18 protein-coding genes and 1 pseudogene are annotated in these 19,327 nt (G+C 61.2%); 14 read left to right on the forward strand and 5 right to left on the reverse strand.

Annotated elements, in window-relative coordinates:
* Position 1: 1 nt before the first annotated feature.
* Both B2V21_RS12625 and B2V21_RS12630 read left to right on the forward strand, forming a co-directional pair.
* Positions 2-1,243 (forward strand): M20/M25/M40 family metallo-hydrolase, encoded by a 1,242-nt coding sequence (locus B2V21_RS12625; protein WP_286917004.1) that lies wholly within the window; start codon positions 2-4, stop codon positions 1,241-1,243.
* Positions 1,240-1,968 (forward strand): amino acid ABC transporter ATP-binding protein, encoded by a 729-nt coding sequence (locus tag B2V21_RS12630; RefSeq protein WP_049860429.1) that lies wholly within the window; start codon positions 1,240-1,242, stop codon positions 1,966-1,968. Before B2V21_RS12625 ends, B2V21_RS12630 begins: the two co-directional genes overlap by 4 nt.
* A 96-nt stretch (positions 1,969-2,064) precedes the next feature.
* Here the strand turns inward: B2V21_RS12630 and B2V21_RS12635 are convergent, their stop codons facing one another.
* Complete coding sequence (locus B2V21_RS12635) at positions 2,065-3,108, reverse strand: cytochrome D1 domain-containing protein (RefSeq protein WP_286917005.1); 1,044 nt, start codon at positions 3,106-3,108, stop codon at positions 2,065-2,067.
* Positions 3,109-3,303: 195 nt separating this feature from the next.
* Here B2V21_RS12635 and B2V21_RS12640 point away from each other — a divergent pair, with 195 nt between their 5' ends.
* The 8 genes from B2V21_RS12640 (at position 3,304) to B2V21_RS12675 (ending at position 11,538) form a co-directional block, all read left to right on the forward strand.
* Positions 3,304-4,041 (forward strand): IclR family transcriptional regulator, encoded by a 738-nt coding sequence (locus B2V21_RS12640; RefSeq protein ID WP_049860427.1) that lies wholly within the window; start codon positions 3,304-3,306, stop codon positions 4,039-4,041.
* Positions 4,042-4,100: 59 nt separating this feature from the next.
* Complete coding sequence (locus B2V21_RS12645; protein ID WP_043192067.1) at positions 4,101-4,856, forward strand: transporter substrate-binding domain-containing protein; 756 nt, start codon at positions 4,101-4,103, stop codon at positions 4,854-4,856.
* 79 nt (positions 4,857-4,935) lie between these two features.
* Positions 4,936-5,601, forward strand: a complete 666-nt coding sequence (locus tag B2V21_RS12650) for an amino acid ABC transporter permease (RefSeq protein WP_286917006.1) — start codon at positions 4,936-4,938, stop codon at positions 5,599-5,601.
* An 11-nt stretch (positions 5,602-5,612) separates the two neighbouring features.
* Complete coding sequence (locus B2V21_RS12655) at positions 5,613-6,374, forward strand: amino acid ABC transporter ATP-binding protein (protein WP_201777941.1); 762 nt, start codon at positions 5,613-5,615, stop codon at positions 6,372-6,374.
* A gap of 34 nt (positions 6,375-6,408) precedes the next feature.
* Positions 6,409-7,833: a formimidoylglutamate deiminase gene (locus B2V21_RS12660; RefSeq protein WP_286917007.1), complete on the forward strand. Its 1,425-nt coding sequence runs from the start codon at positions 6,409-6,411 to the stop codon at positions 7,831-7,833.
* Positions 7,830-8,633 carry an N-formylglutamate deformylase gene (hutG, locus tag B2V21_RS12665; protein ID WP_286917008.1) on the forward strand — a complete coding sequence of 268 codons (804 nt, stop codon included), beginning with the start codon at positions 7,830-7,832 and terminating at the stop codon, positions 8,631-8,633. The genes B2V21_RS12660 and hutG overlap by 4 nt, the downstream gene beginning before the upstream one ends.
* Positions 8,634-8,657: 24 nt before the next feature.
* Positions 8,658-9,257, forward strand: coding sequence for a HutD family protein (locus B2V21_RS12670; protein WP_049860421.1), 600 nt, complete (start codon positions 8,658-8,660; stop codon positions 9,255-9,257).
* 160 nt (positions 9,258-9,417) lie between these two features.
* A complete protein-coding gene (locus tag B2V21_RS12675; RefSeq protein ID WP_286917009.1) occupies positions 9,418-11,538 on the forward strand; it encodes a TonB-dependent siderophore receptor in 2,121 nt (706 codons plus the stop codon).
* A 59-nt stretch (positions 11,539-11,597) separates the two neighbouring features.
* On the opposite strand, the gene B2V21_RS12680 is transcribed toward B2V21_RS12675, so the two are convergent.
* Entirely contained in the window at positions 11,598-12,896 is a 1,299-nt protein-coding gene (locus B2V21_RS12680) for an acyltransferase family protein (protein WP_286917010.1), read from the reverse strand.
* A 229-nt stretch (positions 12,897-13,125) separates the two neighbouring features.
* On the opposite strand from B2V21_RS12680, the gene cfaB reads away from it, so the two are divergent.
* Positions 13,126-14,313, forward strand: coding sequence for a C17 cyclopropane fatty acid synthase CfaB (gene cfaB / locus B2V21_RS12685; RefSeq protein ID WP_049860419.1), 1,188 nt, complete (start codon positions 13,126-13,128; stop codon positions 14,311-14,313).
* 5 nt (positions 14,314-14,318) lie between these two features.
* Here the strand turns inward: cfaB and cls are convergent, their stop codons facing one another.
* Positions 14,319-15,758: a cardiolipin synthase gene (gene cls / locus B2V21_RS12690; protein ID WP_286917011.1), complete on the reverse strand. Its 1,440-nt coding sequence runs from the start codon at positions 15,756-15,758 to the stop codon at positions 14,319-14,321.
* A gap of 148 nt (positions 15,759-15,906) precedes the next feature.
* Here cls and B2V21_RS12695 point away from each other — a divergent pair, with 148 nt between their 5' ends.
* Both B2V21_RS12695 and zigA read left to right on the forward strand, forming a co-directional pair.
* Complete coding sequence (locus B2V21_RS12695) at positions 15,907-16,434, forward strand: DUF3617 domain-containing protein (protein WP_049860417.1); 528 nt, start codon at positions 15,907-15,909, stop codon at positions 16,432-16,434.
* A 148-nt stretch (positions 16,435-16,582) separates the two neighbouring features.
* Positions 16,583-17,794, forward strand: a complete 1,212-nt coding sequence (gene zigA, locus B2V21_RS12700; protein ID WP_286917012.1) for a zinc metallochaperone GTPase ZigA — start codon at positions 16,583-16,585, stop codon at positions 17,792-17,794.
* 10 nt (positions 17,795-17,804) lie between these two features.
* On the opposite strand, the gene B2V21_RS12705 is transcribed toward zigA, so the two are convergent.
* A complete protein-coding gene (locus B2V21_RS12705; RefSeq protein WP_049860415.1) occupies positions 17,805-18,155 on the reverse strand; it encodes a hypothetical protein in 351 nt (116 codons plus the stop codon).
* 26 nt (positions 18,156-18,181) lie between these two features.
* Here B2V21_RS12705 and B2V21_RS12710 point away from each other — a divergent pair, with 26 nt between their 5' ends.
* The gene (locus B2V21_RS12710) at positions 18,182-19,147 is read left to right on the forward strand and encodes a CobW family GTP-binding protein (protein ID WP_286917013.1); all 966 of its coding nucleotides are present in this window, start codon (positions 18,182-18,184) and stop codon (positions 19,145-19,147) included.
* A 5-nt stretch (positions 19,148-19,152) separates the two neighbouring features.
* Here the strand turns inward: B2V21_RS12710 and B2V21_RS12715 are convergent.
* A pseudogene (locus B2V21_RS12715) lies at positions 19,153-19,327 on the reverse strand (DUF3301 domain-containing protein); the annotation flags it as partial.

The following is a 19,327-nucleotide window of genomic DNA, read 5'->3' on the forward strand; positions in this document are numbered from 1 at the left end:
CATGCACGACCTCAAGCAACATCTCGCGGCTCAGATCGACCAAGGCTTCACTGCGCAAACCGCAATGCTGCAAGCCTTGGTGCGTACGCCGTCGGACAATCCGCCCGGCGACTGCACGCCTCATGCTGAAGCCACGGCGCGCCTGCTCGAAGCCATGGGTCTTGAGGTCGAGCGGCATGTCACCCCAGCCGAAGTGGTGGCCGAGGCCGGGATGCTCAGCGCCACCAACCTGATCGTGCGCCATCGGTTTGGCCCTGGCCCCACCATCGCCCTGAATGCCCACGGCGATGTGGTGCCGCCCGGCCGTGGTTGGAGCGCCGACCCCTATGGCGGTGAGGTTCGCGAAGGCTGGCTCTACGGTCGCGGCGCTGCGGTGTCCAAGTCCGACATCACCACCTATGCCTGCGCGCTGGCAGCGCTGAAAACACTGCAAACACCGCTGGCCGGCAGTGTCGAATTGCACATTACCTACGACGAGGAAACCGGCGGTGCCACAGGCCCCGGCTGGATTCTGGGCGCTGGGCTGAGCAAGCCCGACTACGTGCTCAGCGCGGCGTTTTCCTACCATGTGATTACCGCCCACAACGGCTGTCTGCACCTGGAGCTGACCCTGCTTGGCAAATCTGCCCATGCGGCGATGCCCGATACCGGCGTGGACGCCATCGAGGCCAGCGTGCCGTTGCTGCAGGCCTTGTACCGCTACCGCGACAGCCTGCGCGAGCGCCCTTCGGCCACCCTGGGTATCAGCCATCCCACGCTGGTAGTGGGCTTGATCGAAGGCGGCATCAACACCAACGTCGTCGGCGACCGCCTGACCCTGCGTCTGGACCGCCGTATCGTGCCGGAGGAGTCACCCGAAGCGGTGGAGACCGAATTGCGCGATCTGATCCAGACCGTGGCCGCGCAGCTCCCAGGCATCACCATCGACGTTTCGCGGATCCTACTGGCGAGGCCTTTCGTGCCGGTGGCAGGCAGCGAGCGCCTGGCCGAGTTGGTGTGCCGTGAAGCGGGCGCAGTGTTCGGCGAGCCGGTCACACCCATCGGCGTGCCGCTGTACACCGACGCTCGCCTGTACAGCGAGGCGGGCATTCCAACCGTCATGTACGGTGCCGGCCCGCGTACGTTGCTGGAAGCCAACGGCCATCGCGCCGACGAGCGCGTCCCCCTGCAAGACCTGCGCAAGGCCACCCAGGTGGTTGCCAATACTCTTCTGGAGCTGCTCAAGGAGGGCGTTGAAAAATGATCGCCATCAATCAGGTGAACAAGTTCTATGGCTCTTTTCAGGTGCTGAAGAACTGCACCACGCAAGTGGCCAAAGGTGAAGTGATCGTGGTGTGCGGCCCCTCCGGTTCGGGGAAATCCACGTTGATCAAATGCATCAATGCGCTGGAGCCCTTCGATGAAGGCGAGATCCATTTCGATGGCATTTCCGTGGGCGCCAAGGGTACCGATCTGCCGCTGCTGCGTCGCCGGGTGGGCATGGTCTTCCAACAGTTCGAGCTTTTTCCTCACCTCACGGTGATGGACAACCTGACCATCCCACAAACCCGCATTCTCAAGCGGAGCAAGGCCGCTGCGCTGATCAAGGGCCGCGAGCTGCTGGAGCGGGTCGGTCTTGCCGCCCACGGTGACAAGTACCCTGCTCAGCTCTCTGGAGGGCAGCAGCAACGCGTGGCGATCGCACGTGCGCTGGCGATGGAGCCACAAGCCATGCTGTTCGACGAGCCGACTTCAGCGCTGGATCCCGAGATGGTGGCCGAAGTGCTGGCTGTGATGACCGAGCTGGCCCGTGAAGGCATGACCATGTTCTGCGTGACCCATGAGATGGGTTTTGCGCGCAAGGTGGCCGATCGTGTGCTGTTCATGGATGCGGGAGAAATCATCGAGGATGCGCTGGCGGAAGACTTCTTCAATGCCCCGAAATCTGAGCGGGCCAAAGCCTTCTTGCAACAGATTCTCCACCACTGACCCGCAACCGCGTGCTCCCGTCTGGCCAGTGCGCGAAGCCGAAGGTGACGACGCGCACAGCCAGCGTCCCTGCTGTGCAGCGCCTGGGAAGATCACTCAACCCTGCGGAATAATGGCCAGCGCATCCGGCTCAGGGCCTGCCGGCCAGCGCGCCTGCACGGACCAGGTGGCAGTGTCGATCACGGCAATCTCGTCGCCGCCGCTGATGGCCACGTATGCACGCTTGCCGTCCGGCGCCACCACCGCGCCGATGGGCAGGGCTGCGGCGCCCAGCAAGGTTTCGCGATACACCGCGCCGTTGCGGGCCAGATCGATACGCTTTATCTCGCGCTTGTTCGCCACGTCGATCACCGACAGCTCGGCAGATTTGGCGCAGCTGACCAACGCATGGTTGCCATCGGGTGTCATGACGATGCGGATCGGGAAGCGGCCGGTCTTGATCCGATCCACCACCTTCAGCGTCTGGGTATCGACCAGCGCCACCTCGTCGTCTTCACGGTTGCTCACCCACACATGCTTGCCCGACGGCTCGATGGCAATGCCCTCGGTGCTGTTGCCGGTGGGCACCGAGGCGAGCTTGCGGTGCTGTACAAGGTCGACCACCGACAGACTGCCGCCTTTGACGTGGGTCACGTAGGCGCGGCTGGCGTCTGCCGACAGCACCACCATATGGGGCTGACCACCGCCCACGTCGATGCGCTCGAGCACCTTGCCCTGGGCCAGGTCGACCACCAGCAGGCGTTCGCTGTCTTCGGTGGTCACCACGATACGTTGGTTGTCGGGAAAGAAGCGTATGCCGTGGGGGCGCGAATCCTGGCCCAGGTCGATGGTGTGCAACACCTTGCGGGTCGGCCAGTCGATCACGCTCAGGCTGTTGTTGGCCTTGCCCTGGGCGCCGTAGTTGCCCACCACCGCCAGCCGACCATCGCCGGCGACGATGACTTCATGGGGGCCGGTGCCGACTGGCAGCTTCAACAGTTCCTTGCCGTTGACCATGTCCAGTGCCGACACACTGGCGCCGGCCTTGTTGCCCACCAGCAGGACGTCGGCCGCATGGGCCATCGGCAAGGCGCCGAGCAACAGCCCGGCCAGGCAGGCGCGGCGCAGAGGTGTCAGCAGCGTGGAGGTCGAGTAGGGCATGGGCTGTCTCCTGAAAGTCTGTGGGCAGGGCATGGAGTTGTGACCTGCAGGAAATCATGAGAGTTCGGATCTAGAGCGGTCGGTGAGGCATCCCTTGGCTGTCTGGGTGAAGACTGCAGTCGACGGTATGGGATTTTTTTCCCGCTCAGTGAGAATCGTCCTTCAGAATCGAGAATTTGTTCTTATAGTGCAGTCATGAACGACCCACGAACCACAGGCATCGTCGACCGTGTGCTGCAGGTGCTGACCTGTGTGGCCAAGGCCGGACAACCGATAGCGGCCAAGCGCATTGCCGCGCAGGTTGAGCTGCCGCTGAGCACGGTCTACCGGCATCTGGCATCGCTGAAGAAGTGGGGCTTGCTGCAAGAGCACATGACCACCGGGCTGTACGAACCCGGTGCGACCGGGGTGCAACTGGCCTGGGGCTTCGATCAGACGTCCCACCTGATCAGCCAGAGCCGCGACGAGATCGGTGCCCTGGCTGAACGCACGGGCGAAAGCGTTGGCCTGCTGGTGTACAGCAACGGCCAGATGGTGTGCATCGCCATGGAGGAGAGCAGCAGCTCGCTGCGTTGCTCGTTCACCAAGGGCCGCGCGCATTCCATGATGCAGGGTGCATCGGCCAAGAGCCTGCTGGCGTTTCTGCCCGAGCCGGTGCAGCGCCAGTTGCTCGCAGAGCAAGCGCAACAGGGCGCCGTGGACGTCGCGGCGCTGGAAAAGGAGATCGCCCGAATTCGCAAGAATGGCTATGCCACCAGTGACAGTGAAGTCGATCTGGGTGTCTGGGGCGTGAGTGTCCCATTGGTTTCAGCGGACGGTGGCCTGCAAGGCACCATTACGTTGATGGCGCCGTCATTGCGCGTTGGCCCACGGGAGGCTGAGCTGATCAGCCTCACCAGAAAAGCAGCCAGCCGCATCTGCAATCGCTTCTAACTGCCGCTCAATCCATGTTTCGGGTCCTGACGGACTCACCCTTGCCAAAGGAATTTGTGATGAAAGCGTTGAAGTTGTTCACCCCCCTGGCTGCCGCGCTGACGCTGATGGCCTCGCTCTGCACCTCGGCCCAGGCAGCCGACGATGTGATGCGTGTCGGCACGGATGCCACCTTCCCACCCATGGAATTCGTGCAGGATGGCAAGCGCACCGGCTTCGATATCGAATTGATCGAAGCCATCGGCAAGCAACTGAACAAGAAGGTCGAATGGGTCGACATCGGCTTCAAGGGGCTGATTCCTGGCTTGATTTCGAACCGCTTCGATGTCGCTGCATCGGCTATCTACATGACCGAAGAGCGTCAGAAGGTGGTCAACTTCACCGACTCCTACTATCGCGGGGGCCTGGCTGTATTGGTCCTGAAGGAGGACGCCAGCATCGACAAGCCTGCCGATCTGGTCGCGGGCAAAAAGGTTTCGGCCCAGGTGGGCACCAAGTCCATCGACTTTCTGAAAACCAACTACCCCGCAGTGACTGTGGTGGAAGTGGAGAAGAACCAGGCCATGTTCGACCTGTTGGCCATTGGCCGGGTCAACGCTGCGGTCACTGGGCGTCCGGCGGCAGTGGAATATGCCAAGCGTCAGCCCAAGGTCCGGGTGCTGGACGAAGGCCTGACCACCGAACTGTACGGTTTCGCCATTCGCAAGAATGACACCGAGCTGCAACAGCAGATGAACCAAGCGCTGCAAACCCTGCGCAGCAACGGCGAATATGCCGCCCTGACCCAGAAATGGTTCGGCACCACCAAAGAATAAGCCGCCGCTGCAGGTCCGCGCGATGCTTGCGACGGACCTGCACATCACGCCTTCAACCGTAGCCTGTGCGGAGTACTTCATGGATCTCGACTTTTCCCCGGTCTGGGACGGCTGGCGCGCGCTCGCCTCCGGCACCCTGATCACCATCGAAATCACGGCTGCGGCATTGGTGCTGGGCTGTGTGCTGGGCCTGTTGATCGGGCTGGGTCGGCTCAATCCCAATCGCAAGATCATCTATGGGCTGTGCACCACCTACCTGACGCTGATCCGTGGCACGCCGCTGCTGGTGCAGTTGTTCATTCTGTTCTTCGGTCTGCCGCATTTCGGCATCCAATTGCCGGCCTATGTGTGTGGAATCTTCGGCCTGGGCATCTACAGCGCGGCCTACGTCTCGGAGATCGTCCGCGGGTCGATCCAGTCCGTGGAAAAGGGCCAGATGGAAGCCGCCCGATCCTTGGGGCTGCCGCACAAGCTGGCGATGCGCAAGATCATCCTGCCCCAGGCCTTCGTGCGCATGATTCCCGCCCTGGGCAACGAATTCATTGCCTTGATCAAGAACTCGGCGCTGGTGTCGCTGCTGACCATTGCCGATGTGATGCACGAGGGCGAGAAGATCATCAGCGTGTCCTATCGCTCACTCGAAGTGTACCTGGCCATCGCCTTCATCTACCTGATGCTGACCAGCATCACCACCTTGATCCTGCGCCGCACCGAGAAAGTGCTGCGCGCTGACGGGAGAGTGTGATGAGCACCGCCATCATCGACATTCGGAACCTGAGCAAATCCTTCGGCACCCATCAGGTGCTGCACAACATCGACTTCAGCGTACAGCCCAGCCAGGTCGTGGTGGTGATCGGCCCCAGCGGTTCGGGCAAGAGCACCTTCCTGCGCTGCATGAATGGCCTGGAGACCGCCGAAGGCGGAACGCTGCGGGCTTGCGGCCACACGGTGGTGGAGCAGGGCCGGATGATGTCCGAAAGCAAACTTGACGCCCTGCGCAGTGAAGTCGGCATGGTGTTCCAGTCCTTCAACCTGTTCCCGCACCTCAGCGTATTGGACAACATCACCCTGGCGCCCATGGCCCTGCGCGGCAAGTCGCGCCAGGCTGCGCAGGAGCAGGGCTTGCGCCTGTTGAACAAGGTCGGCCTCGAACACAAGGCCCAGGTCTATCCCGGCACCCTGTCGGGAGGGCAGAAGCAGCGCGTGGCGATCGCCCGTGCATTGGCCATGGAACCCAAGGTCATGCTGTTCGACGAGCCGACCTCGGCACTGGACCCGGAACTGGTGGGCGAGGTGTTGCAGGTCATGAAGACCCTGGCGAACGAAGGCATGACCATGATCATCGTCACCCACGAAATGGGTTTTGCCCGGGAAGTGGCCGATGTGGTGGTGGTCATGGACCAAGGCGCCATCGTCGAAGCCGCGCCGCCAGCCCAGCTGTTCACCGCGCCTCGCGAAGCCCGTACGCGCAGCTTCCTGCAAAGCGTGCTGTCGCGAGACGCGGCGCCTGTTCTCTGATTGCCCGCGCCTGACTCACTGCCCAGAGGTTCACGTGGATACACCCTTGGATTCACCCACCAGCCACGCCCAGAGCAGCCTGTTTGCCCACAGCGCGTTACTGCCCGATGGCTGGCAGCGCAATGTGCTGCTGAGCTGGAACGCGCTCGGCGATCTGACCACCGTGAGCATCGATGCCGTGCCCACGGCCGGCACGCCGGTGGCGCGGGGCCCGGTGATCAGTGGCATGCCGAACCTGCATTCCCATACCTTTCAGCGCGCCATGGCCGGGTTGACCGAAACCCTGGGCGACCCGAAAGACTCCTTCTGGAGCTGGCGCACCCTGATGTATCGCTTCGCCCAGCGCCTGCAGCCGCGGCACCTGCAGGCCATCGGCCGGCATCTGTACATCGAGATGCTCAAGGCCGGGTACACCTCGGTCTGCGAGTTTCACTACGTGCACCATGGCGCTGACGGCCAACCCTACGCCAACCCCGCCGAACTGTCCCTGCGCGTGGTTCGTGCAGCTGAGGAGGTGGGCATCGGCATGACCCTGCTGCCGGTGCTGTACCAGTACGGCGGCCTGGGTCAGGCAGAACCCTTGCCGCACCAGCGTCGCTTCATCAATTCACCCGAGTGGATCTTCGAGCTGCGTCAGCACCTGCAAAAAGCCATGCCGCAGAACGGCAACCGACGCTACGGCGTAGCGCCGCACTCGTTGCGCGCCGTGAGCGAAGCCTCCTTGTCGAGGCTGATTCAGGGCTTGGACAGTGAGGATCCGCGGGCGCCCGTGCATATCCATATCGCCGAGCAGACCCGCGAGGTCGATGACTGCGTAGCCATCCTCGGCCAGCGACCGGTGCAGTGGCTGTTGGACCGCCAACCTCTGGACCGGCGATGGTGCCTGGTGCACGCCACCCACATGGACGACGCCGAATACACCGCGTTGGCGCGTAGTGGTGCCGTCGTCGGTCTGTGTCCGACCACCGAAGCCAACCTTGGCGATGGTTTGTTCGATGCGCAGCGTTTCCTGGCCGACAAGGGAAATTGGGGTATCGGTTCGGACAGCAACGTGGCGGTCAATCCCTGGGCCGAACTGCGCTTGCTGGAATACGGCCAACGCCTGTTGCATCGCCGCCGCAACGTACTGGCCAGCGCTGAAGCGCCGGCAGTGGCGGACCGACTGTTCGCTCAGGCGGTGAGTGGCGGGGCGCAGGCCACGGGCCGCTCGGTGGGCGGACTGGTGGTCGGCCAGCGTGCCGACCTGGTCGTGATCGATTCGGACGCCGCCACTATCGCCCCGGGCAATCCGGCACAGCTGTTGTCCTCGATGGTGTTCTGCGAGCACGGCACCCACCCCGTGCGCGATGTCTTCGTCGGTGGCAGGCACGTCATCGACAACGGTCAACACGCCCTGCAGGTGGAAGCGCTGCACGGCTACCGCGCCACCCTGGCCGACCTCTTGGAGCAAACGATATGACTCAGGAACACACGTTCGAGCTGCATGAGGGCATCGGCCCTTTGCTGATCTCCATGCCCCATGTCGGCACTGAACTGCCGGACGATCTGAAGGCGCATTACAGCTCGGTCGGCCAGGCGGTGGATGACACCGACTGGCATATTCATGAGCTGTACGACTTCGCCACCGCGCTGGGGGCGTCGACACTGCGTCCACGCTTTTCGCGCTACGTGATCGACCTGAATCGGCCGGCCGATGGCGCCAGCCTCTACCCTGGCCAGAACACCACCGGACTCTGCCCGCTGGCGACCTTCGACGACGTGCCGCTGTATCAACCGGGACACGAGCCTGACGACGCTGAAATCGCCCGACGCCTGGAGCACTATTGGCAGCCGTACCATCGGGCCTTGCACCAGCAATTGCAGCGAATCAAAGCCATCCACGGGTATGCCCTGCTATGGGATGCCCACTCGATCCGCTCGGTCATCCCCCACCTGTTCGAAGGCGAGTTGCCGGTGTTCAACTTCGGTACGGCAAGCGGCAGCGCCTGCGCGCCTGGCGTTGGCGAGCAGTTGCACGCCTTGGCCGAGCAGTTGGCTCCGCAGTTGCCAGCGGTGCTCAATGGTCGGTTCAAGGGCGGCTACATCACCCGCCAGTACGGCAGCCCGGCCCATGGGGTTCACGCGGTTCAACTGGAGCTGGCGCAGCGTGCCTACATGCAGGAAACGCCGCCCTATGGGTTGCAGCAGGCCAAGGTCGACACCTTGCGGCCGGTACTGCTTGCGCTGATCGAGCGCTTCATGGCGTTCACGCCTGCCTGACATTTCTTTGGTAGCCGGATTCCGATGACTGATTCGCACTTGTACCAACCCGAAGCGTACACGGCCATGCCCTGGAAAAACGGGGGTGGCAGCACCTTGGAGATTGCCCGGCAGCGCTGCGTCGATGACAGCGGCTATGACTGGCGCCTGTCGATCGCCCAGATCGATGTCGATGGACCCTTTTCCGTGTTCCCCGGCTATAGCCGGGTCATCACCGTGCTGCATGGCGATGGGATGGTGTTGCAAATCAATGGGGTGGACAGTGAGGCGCTGGGTCCCCTGCAGCCGCTGAGTTTCGACGGTGGAGCGACCGTGCAGTGTCGCTTGCTGGGCTCGCCGATCGAGGATTTCAACCTGATCTACCGCCCGGATCGGATCAACGCTTCCTTGCGCTGGGTGGATTGTCATCCGGCCGTGGTGTTGGGCTCCAAGGCGACTCAGGTCGTTTTCTTCAATGCGTCAGTGGGCATCGTCAACGTCACCCACGCGAGCAGTGGACAGCGCCATGAGCTGGCCCCGCGAGCGACGCTGCGGTGCACCAACGTCGGCGGTCAGTTGCAGCGTTATAGCCTGGAGGGTGCAATGGCGCAGGTCTGTGTGGTGGAGTTGGACAGGGTGGACTGATCGTTCTGTGAGCCTGATGCTCAGTACCGTCCGCGTGCAGGCAGGACTGATTTCCCGCCACAAATGTGAAAAAAAAGTAAAAATCAGGTAAACGATTCTAGTTCTTGTTTGAAAATTCCTACATTATCGCCGTCCTTTTCTTCGTCTTGGGACGCCGATCTTGAAGCCTCGTATTTCCGCCACCCTGTTGCTGGCCGGCGCCTGCGGTACCTTTCCGCTGGCGCACGCCGATGATTCCCTCACGCTGCCGTCCATTCAGGTGCAGGAATCGGCCTCCGAAGACCAGTACAGAGATCCCACCGTCAGCTACACGGCCAAGCCGTCTTCGAGCACTACCAAGCTGGGGCTGAGCAAGCAGGAAACACCACAGGGCATCACCACCGTCACCCAGGCGCAGATGGAAGACTTCAAGATCCGTGGCATCAAGGACGCCTTGCGCGCTGCGCCTTCGGTGACGGTGGAGCAGAGCGAGAGCGATCGGACCGAATTCACATCCCGCGGCTTTGAAATCACGTCGTTCGAATACGATGGGATGAGCATGCCGTTTTCCCAGGCCACCTTGATCGGCGACGTCGACATGGCTGAGTACGAGCAGATCGACGTGCTGCACGGGGCCAACGGATTGATGAGCGGGACCGGCAACCCATCGGCGACGGTGAATTTTGTGCGCAAACGTCCGACCGAGACCTTCCAGGCGCAGATCGATAGCAGCGTGGGCTCCTGGGACGGCCGCCGTATCGCCGTCGACGTCTCAGGCCCGTTGACCGACACCGGCAACGTGCGTGGCCGTTTCATCTACGCCCACGACAAGGGCAACTCCTGGATGGACCGCTACAGCCACGAACGCAACGTGGCCGCGGGCCTGCTGGCGTTCGATCTGAGTGAGCGGGATACGCTCACGGTCGGCTTCTCCCAGCACAACAGCGACTCCAATGCCAGCACTTGGGGCAACCTGCCGCTGGTGGACGACGGCGGCAACCGGTTGCACTACAGCAGCCGCAGCTCCAATGTGGGCCAGCCCTGGACCTACTGGAACATGCACACGCAGCGCACCTTCGCCGAACTGCAGCATGCCTTCGACAATGGCTGGAATGCCACACTGACGGTGACCGGTATTCATGAATACCAGGACACAAACATGTTCTACGTGGCGGGTCTGGACGCTGATCAGGCGCTGGTCTTTGCGGCAGACACCTCCGCCACGGCCAACCAGGCCATTGGTGAAGCGAAGCTGTCGGGCCCTTTCAGCCTGTTCGGTCGCCAGCATGAACTGACCTTTGGGGCCACCTACGGACGAACGCACCAGACTGCGCGTGAGTACGACTCTTCCGAAGGAATAGAGCTGGGGGGGTATTACTACACGTCATTCGCAAACATCCTGAACGGCACCACCGCACGTCCGTCCTTCACCGAAACCAGCGATACCAATACCCAGAACTTCGTGGACAGGCAGAAAAGCCTCTTCGCCGGCGCGCGCTTCAACCTGACGGACGATCTGCACTGGATCGCGGGTGCACGCATGCTCAGCGCCGATGGCTCGGGTGAGAGCTACGGCTCGGATCATTCCCTGCGCGAGCATGGCCGAGTGACGCCGTACACTGGCCTGGTCTACGACCTGAGCGAGCAGTGGGCGGTGTATACCAGCTGGACACGGATCTTCAATCCGCAATACGCCACCTATGGGCTGGATGGCAAGTTGCTTGACCCGCTCGAAGGCAAAAGCCTGGAGGCCGGCGTCAAGGGTCGCTTGCTCGACAACCGTCTGGACCTGACGGCGGCTGTGTTCAAGACGCAGCAGAGCAACGTGGCCGGGGCCTCCACCCTGGTGGGATCGCAGTACCTGTACGAGACCGAGGACTACAAGAGCCATGGGGTGGAACTGGAGGCTTCAGGCGAAGCGTACCCCGGCCTGGACGTGCTGGCCGGCTACACCTATGTCGCCATCGAAGACGAGGACGGCAGTGATGCGCGCAACTATGTGCCTACACACAGCTTCCACGGTCTGGTCAGCTACCGCCTGCCGATGCTGCCGAAGGCTCATGTGGGCACGCGCCTGAGCTGGCAGAGCGGGGTGGAGAACGACACCAACAGCGCCATTCGCCAGAATGCCTATGCCATCGTCGATCTGATGACCCGCTATGACATCGACGACCATTGGAGCACGTCGCTGAACTTCAACAATGTCACCGATCGCAAGTACCTGCGTTCGCTGTACAGCCAGACCGCCAGCAGCTACGGCGCGCCGCGCAACATCACCGCATCGGTCAGCTGGAAGTACTGACCGGGTGCCAGCGCCATGCCCGGAGAACCCAACGGTCTCAGGGCATGGCGCTTGGCCCCTCAGCCGCGGCTCATGCTCGTGCGCATGGTCTTGGCCTTGCCGGTATCTGCACGTTTGCTCTTGACCACCCACCGACTCAGCGGCCCCTGCAACAGCCACTGCCGCGTGCGGTTGCCGATCTGCTCTTGGAATATCACGCAGATGATGATGCACAGCAGCAGCAGGATAGGGTAGTACGCCAGCGACAGCGGGTGGCCCTTGGCTTGCGCAACGCAGGCCGAGGCATTGCTGAAGCACAACGGCACATTGATGTTCGCCAGCATTTCCAGACGACGGAAGATGATGAAGATCGGTGTGTGCAAGGCGAACATCGGCAGCGATGCCGCGCCCAGCCGGCGCGCCCATTTGATGTAGCGCTCGCTGCGCGGACTCGAGGCCATGGCGCACAGCGTGATCCCGCTGAGCACCAGCGGCAGCAGCAGGCCATTGTGCAGCAGCACATACCAGTGGCTGGCACCCCGCCAGTTGACCTCGGCGGCGATTGCTACACCAAAGCCCAGGGCAACCACCGCCAGCAGTTTGCCAGGGCCCCGCAACCCGACGCCCATCAACCGATGCTCGCGAAACAATAGATAGGCGACGATACCGGCGAGGAAGACTGGTAGCCGCAGCAACGGAAAGTGGTGAAGGAAACCGATCCAGATCGAGCTGTAGTCATTGTTGAGGACCACCAGTAGCGGCGGGACCAGACACGCCGCCCAGATGATCAGCAGCAACCGCACCTTGTGTTTGGCGGCCGCCAGACGCGGTGCGAACCAGGGGAATACGAGATAGAAGAAGAACAGTGCCGAGATCGACCACAGCGGCCCGTTGTAGGCGAGGTAGACCGGGTTCCAGGCTTGCAGCAGGGTGACCTGCAGCACCGCGTTGACGGCTATCTGGAAGTCACTGAGGTGGTATTTCAGCAGCTCGGGAGCGGTGCGCTTGAGCAGGTCATCGGATCGATAGGCGACACCCAGGTCGGTGTTGCTGTCGAACAGGCCCGTGAGCGCAATCAGGATCACGCAACTGGCAAGGCCGAACAGGTGAATGGGGTAGAGATTGGCGAAGCGTTTGGTCATGAAGGAGAGCGGTGGCTCTCGAAGCTTGTTGCCGTCCAGGTAGACGTGGGTAAGGAGAAAGCCGGATAACGCGAAGAAGCTACTGGTGGCGAAAAATCCCAGTTCGGTGAACTCCACCAATCCGCTCAGGTGTGTGTACTCGCTGTAGAAGGGCAGTGTGTGAAACATCACAAGGTACACGCCGAGGAAAAAGCGCAGCCATTCCAAACCTATGAATCTTTCGTTGTCTGCGCTCATGCAGGTCCATTTCCTTGATGATGTCGAAGCCCGGGCATGGTACAGCAAGCATTTCCGATGTTTCCGGATGTGTCCTGTAGCTGCCAGCGTAGCTGATGACGTGAAAATTTAATTACAGATCGAAGGATTACCGACCCACGGCACCTGACTCGATGATCGACTGGTCATCCGGGTACCGACTTCTGAGCTAGTCTTCTGTGCTGAATCGTTCAGACAGGGGAGAACTTCCATGCTCGCGCACCTACCGCCTGTGTTGCAAAACCTGCAGCTTCCCTTACGGCTGCGTCTCTGGGATGGACACGAAATGGACCTGGGTCCTTCACCAAGCGTCACACTCGTGCTGAAAGAGCCGCAGGTCATCAGCCAGTTTTCCCACCCCAGCCTGGATCAGCTTGGTAGTGCCTTCATCGAAGGCAAGGTGGATGTGGAAGGCGAGATCGGTGACGTCATTCGCCTGTGCGATGAACTCAGCCAGGCGATTCTGCACGACGATGAGGGGCCCGTGCCCGTGCGCTCGGCACACGACAAAGACACCGATGAACGCTCGATCGCCTATCACTACGACTTGTCCAACGAGTTCTATCAGCTCTGGCTTGACCGCGACATGGCTTACTCCTGTGCTTACTTCCATACCGGTCAGGAGACCTTGGAACAGGCGCAACAGGACAAGTTCAGACACCTGTGCCGCAAATTACGTCTGCGCCAGGGTGACTACCTGCTGGATGTCGGTTGTGGATGGGGTGGCCTGGCGCGATTCGCAGCGCGGGAGTTCGGTGCCAGGGTGCTCGGCATCACCCTGAGCAAGGAGCAGCTGAAGCTGGCTCGGGCGCGAGTAGTGGCCGAAGGCCTGCAACATCAGGTCGAACTACAGCTGCTCGATTATCGTGACCTGCCCCAGGACGGACGCTTCGACAAGATCGTCAGTGTGGGCATGTTCGAGCATGTTGGCCACGCTAACCTGGGGCTCTATTGCCAGCGCCTTTGCGGCGCTGTTCGCGAGGGTGGCCTGGTGATGAACCACGGCATCACGGCCCGGCATACGGACGGCCGTCCGGTAGGCAGGGGCGCGGGGGAGTTCATCGGCAAGTACGTCTTCCCCCACGGCGAATTGCCTCATCTGTCCATGGTCGATGCGCAGGTCAGCGAAGCGGGACTTGAGGTCGTGGACGTCGAAAGCCTGCGGCTGCACTACGCGCGCACTTTGCAGCACTGGAGCGCGCGCCTGGAAAACCAGTTGGAGGCCGCCGCCGGCATGGTATCCGAACAGTCTCTGCGGATCTGGCGTCTGTACTTGGCCGGTTGCGCCTATGGGTTCAGTCGGGGCTGGATCAACATCCACCAGATCCTTGCCGTCAAACCCTACACCGACGGCCATACCGGACTGCCCTGGACCCGCGATGATATCTACAGCAGCTGAGCAGGCTAGAGGATGGGTGAGATCAGCCGCGCAACGCGCATGCCCAACTTTTGCAGGCGATGGGTTTCCTTGCTGTCGCGTACATCGATCTCGCGCGATTGGGCGAAGTCGTCCAGCAGCATCTGTTCGACTTCGCTGGTGAAGGCTTTATCCACGGTCAACAGCATGATTTCGAAGTTCAGGCGGAAGGAGCGGTTGTCCATGTTGGCGCTGCCGATCGCGGTGATTTCGTCATCGATCAGCACCACTTTCTGGTGCAGAAATCCCGGTTCATAGCGGAACATCCGGACACCCGCACGGACGGCCTCGAAGGCGAACAGGCTGGAGGCGGCATACACCACTTTGTGATCGGGACGAGACGGCAGCAGGATCCTGACGTCCACACCGCGCAGCACGGCCAGCCTCAGAGCGGCAAACACCGCCTCATCGGGGATGAAATAGGGCGTCGTGATCCAGACCCGTTCGTTGGCGGCGTGAATCGACTCGACGAAAAACAGTGAGCAGGTTTCATAGGAATCCGCCGGACCGGTCGCCAGGACCTGGCACAGCACACCGTCCTCTTCGTACGCATCCGGCAGAATCAACGGTGGCAGCTCGCGCGCCGCCCAGAACCAGTCCTCCGCGAAAGACTCCTGCAGGCAGGCGATCACGGGGCCACTGATGCTCACATGGGTATCGCGCCAAGGCGACAGCTTGGGGTTGCCGCCCAGGTATTCGTCACCCACGTTATGACCACCGATGAAGCCTTTGATACCGTCCACCACCACGATCTTGCGATGGTTACGGAAATTCACCTGGAACCTGTTCAACCAGCCGCTCTGTGTGGCGAACGCCTTCACGTTCACTCCACCGTCACGCAAGCGCTCGACGTATTCACGGGGCAGGGCATGGCTGCCTACCTGGTCATACAGCACATAGACCTGCACACCTTCGGAGGCTTTCTGCAACAACAGGCCTTGCAGCTGACGCCCGATATGGTCGTCATGAATGATGAAGAACTGCACCAGCACTGCTTGTTTGGCCTCGCGGATGGCAGCAAAGATGGCATCGAATGTCGCGTGGCCGTTGACCAGCAGGCCGACCCGGTTGTTGGCCAAGCAGGGCATGCGACCAAGCTTGGGCATGGCTCTGAGCGAGGCGTAGGACGTCGACTTTCGTGCGGCCAGCGCTTCCTCGATCCACGGCCGCCAATCCATGTCGGCAATGGCCGTATGCATTTCCTTGTTGGCATGCCGACGCGCCTCGATGTAGCCATCGAACGTGCTGCGCCCGAACACCAGATAGGGGATCAATGTCAGGTAGGGAATGAACATCAACGACAAGGCCCAGGCGATCGACCCTTGCGCGGTGCGTACGGTAAGCACGGCATGGACGGCAGCCCCGATGCCCAGGACGTGCAGCAGGCCAAATAGATACCCAAAAAAAATCGGACTGTGATAATCCATTGCACGGCGGCTCCTTGATTAGCTGTGGTAACAGACCACGTTCAGGAGCGGTTGTCGCGTTTTTATTGCCGCGCAACTCGGGTCCGGTTTCGGCGTCAAAAGCTGAGGCACCCGCGCTTTTCCCAATGACCTTCAGGAGTGACATCAGATGAGATTCAAATGGCCGATGGCAGCATTGATAGTGAGCCTTTCGGCGACAGGCGCGCAGGCGCAGATGTTGCAGCCAGGTCTATGGGAAATGACCACCAGCAACATGCAGGTTGATGGCAAGCCATTGCCGGACATGCAGGTCATGCTGGGCCAGCTGAAGATGCTCCCGCCCGAGCAAAGGGCGATGATGGAAGGCGTATTGGCCAACCAAGGCATTACCTTGGGCGGTAATGGCATTCGTTCATGCCTGACCCCGGAACAGGTCAAGACTAACGACATCCCACTGCAGGACCCCAAGTCGGGCTGCACGCAGAAGATCACCGAGCGCAACGGCAATGTTTGGAAATTCCAATTCAGCTGCCCAAAGGCTCAAGGCGCGGGACAGGCGCAATTCCTCAGCGACCGGGAATTTCTGACTACGGTCAGCGGCACCTTCAATGCCTCCGGTACCGCACAGAAGGGCAGCATGAATACCCGTGCCGTCTGGTTGGGTAACGACTGCGGTGCGGTAAAGCCTCGTACGTGAAACATCGAACACGTGTTCCACGTGGAACACGTGTTTTTTTCTCATGATCCCCTCAGTTCAGGTAACAACAAACCAACGCCCTTTATGTTATGTTATAACAATAGACAAAGCATATAGCCCGTTGTAGCCGTTCCTGATGAGGTCCGTCATGCCCAACCGTTTACCCGTCACCGTGCTCTCAGGTTTTCTGGGAGCCGGAAAAAGCACCCTGCTCAATCACATCCTGCGTAACCGTGACGACTTGCGCGTCGCGGTGATCGTCAATGACATGAGCGAGATCAACATCGACGGCAGCGAAGTGCAGCGCGACGTCAGCCTCAACCGCGCCGAAGAAAAGCTGGTCGAAATGAGCAATGGCTGCATCTGCTGCACGCTGCGCGAGGACCTGCTTCAGGAAGTGGCAAAACTGGCCGCTGACGGGCGTTTCGATTACCTGTTGATCGAATCCACCGGCATCTCCGAACCGCTACCGGTGGCAGAAACCTTCACTTTTCGCGATGAGCAAGGTCAGAGCCTGGCCGATCTGGCGCGGCTCGATACCATGGTCACCGTCGTCGATGGGGTCAATTTCCTGCTCGACTACCAGGCAGCAGAAAGTCTGGCGACCCGAGGCGAGACCTTGGGTGAGGAAGACGAGCGGGCGATCACCGAGCTGTTGATCGAGCAGGTGGAGTTCGCCGATGTGATCCTGATCAGCAAGATCGACCTCATCAGCCAGGCCGAACGCACCGAGCTGACTGCGGTGCTGCAAAAGCTCAACCCGGTCGCACAGGTGCTGCCGATGGTCATGGGTCAGGTGCCTCTGGCGCGCATCCTGGACACCGGGTTGTTCGATTTCGAGCGCGCGGCGCAGGCGCCAGGTTGGCTGAAGGAGCTGCAGGGCGAACATGTGCCTGAAACCGACGCCTACGGCATCGCCTCGACGGCCTATCGCGCCCGACGCCCGTTTCATCCACAGCGCTTCCATGCCTTCATCGACCAACCCTGGACCAACGGCAAGTTGCTGCGCTCCAAGGGCTTTTTCTGGTTGGCCAGCAAGCCCCAGGAAGCCGGGAGCTGGTCACAGGCGGGAGGACTGATGCGCTATGGTTTTGCCGGGCGCTGGTGGCGCTTCGTGCCTGAATCGCAATGGCCGCAGGATGCTGAAAGCATCGCTGCCATCCAGCACAACTGGAACGCCGACACCGGCGACTGCCGACAGGAACTGGTGTTCATTGGCCAGAACATCGACTTCGCTGCGCTGAGTCGAGACTTGGACAGTTGCCTGCTCGATGACGAGGAACTGGCCTTGGGCGCACGCGCCTGGACCCGTTGGCCGGATCCCTTCGGTGACTGGCACGAACAGACGCCGGTCGTGTAGCTTCGGCTGATCAGGGGGTCTCCCAGTGGCCCCCACTGTTCTGTTCGCAGAATGGCTTGAGGTACGCGGCATCGCTGGCCACGCCATAGTAGTGGATGTCCTGTTCATAGGGCATGCGCTCCACGCGTGCACCGCGACAGACACCGTAGGCGCCCTGCGGGCATTGCTCCAGGTGTTGCACCTCGACCTTCTGGCCCGGCAGATTCGGCTGGCAGAATCCATCATGAAACAGCTTCGGCGGTATAGTACGATTCTGCTGGCACACTTCCACGCTCACCCGCTCGGCCTGACTGTGCACCACGCAGGCCTCGGCCCATACCTGAGTGCTGGCCAGCAGGCCCAGCAAAACCCACACACGCATCGTTCAACCTCCATAGACATCCGACCATGCTGCAGAACATTCCCACCCATGTCATCGCAGGCCCCTTGGGCGCCGGCAAGACCAGCCTGATTCGTCATCTGCTGACGTGCAAGCCAGCGGACGAACGCTGGGCCGTCTTGATCAACGAATTCGGTCTGGTGGGCATAGACGCCGCGTTGCTGGCTACAGCCGACGATGGTATCGCAATCGGTGAAATCGCCGGGGGTTGCCTGTGCTGCGTGAATGGAGCGCCGTTTCAGATCGGTCTTGCCCGCTTGCTGCGTAGTGCCCGTCCGGACCGATTGTTCATCGAGCCGTCGGGCCTGGGCCATCCATTGCAGATCCTCGCACAACTGGGTGAAGCGCCTTGGCGCGGGGTCCTGGCCGTCCAACCGCTGGTGATGGTGCTTGACGCTCTGGCACTCAGGGCGGGGAATGCGCTGCCTGCGGTACAGCTGGAAGCCGCGCGCACTGCGGGATTGCTGATCATGAACAAAGCATCCGATATTCATGAGCTGTGTATAAGTAAAAATTTACCCACAGCTCAAATGCTGTGGCGGGACGTCGATGAAATCCGCTTCGATCAACTGCCGATTGTGGATAAGCCTGTCGCGCTTTTTGTGGACAAGCCGATAGACAGCCCCAATGCGCTGGGTGATCTATGGGTGGATAAGTCTCGTGTCCGATGCCAAGTGCAGGATCACCCTGATGGCTGGAGCATCGGCTGGCGTTTGCACCCACAGGTTCAGCTCGATCTGCAGACCTTGGGGCGTTGGCTGGAAAATGAAAGTTGGCATCGCGCCAAGCTGGTTATCCACAGCACGCAGGGGTGGCGATCGAGTAATTTGCTGGCAGGACAAACCGCCCAATGGAGACCGAGTGAGTGGCGTCGGGATTCACGGGTGGAGCTGATATTCGACACATCGCAGGACGCAACGCGCTTGCAGCAAGGGTTGTTGCGAGCACAGGTGCCGGATCCGTCACAGGACTGACACCCTCAGGGGCGCCAGCGCTTGTGTTCCTGGCGCCACTGGCTCATTTCGATGACCTCGGCACTGGTCGGCGTCTTCACTTCGAACGGGTAGGGTGCCAGCTCGATCTGCACCGCGTGCGGCCCGAACTGCGTGGCGATGCCTGCATGGCGCTGCTCGCCGGTGACGGTGAACTCGAAG

This window comes from Pseudomonas sp. UBA6276 (genome assembly GCF_002438365.1).
GTDB lineage: Bacteria > Pseudomonadota > Gammaproteobacteria > Pseudomonadales > Pseudomonadaceae > Aquipseudomonas > Aquipseudomonas coleopterorum.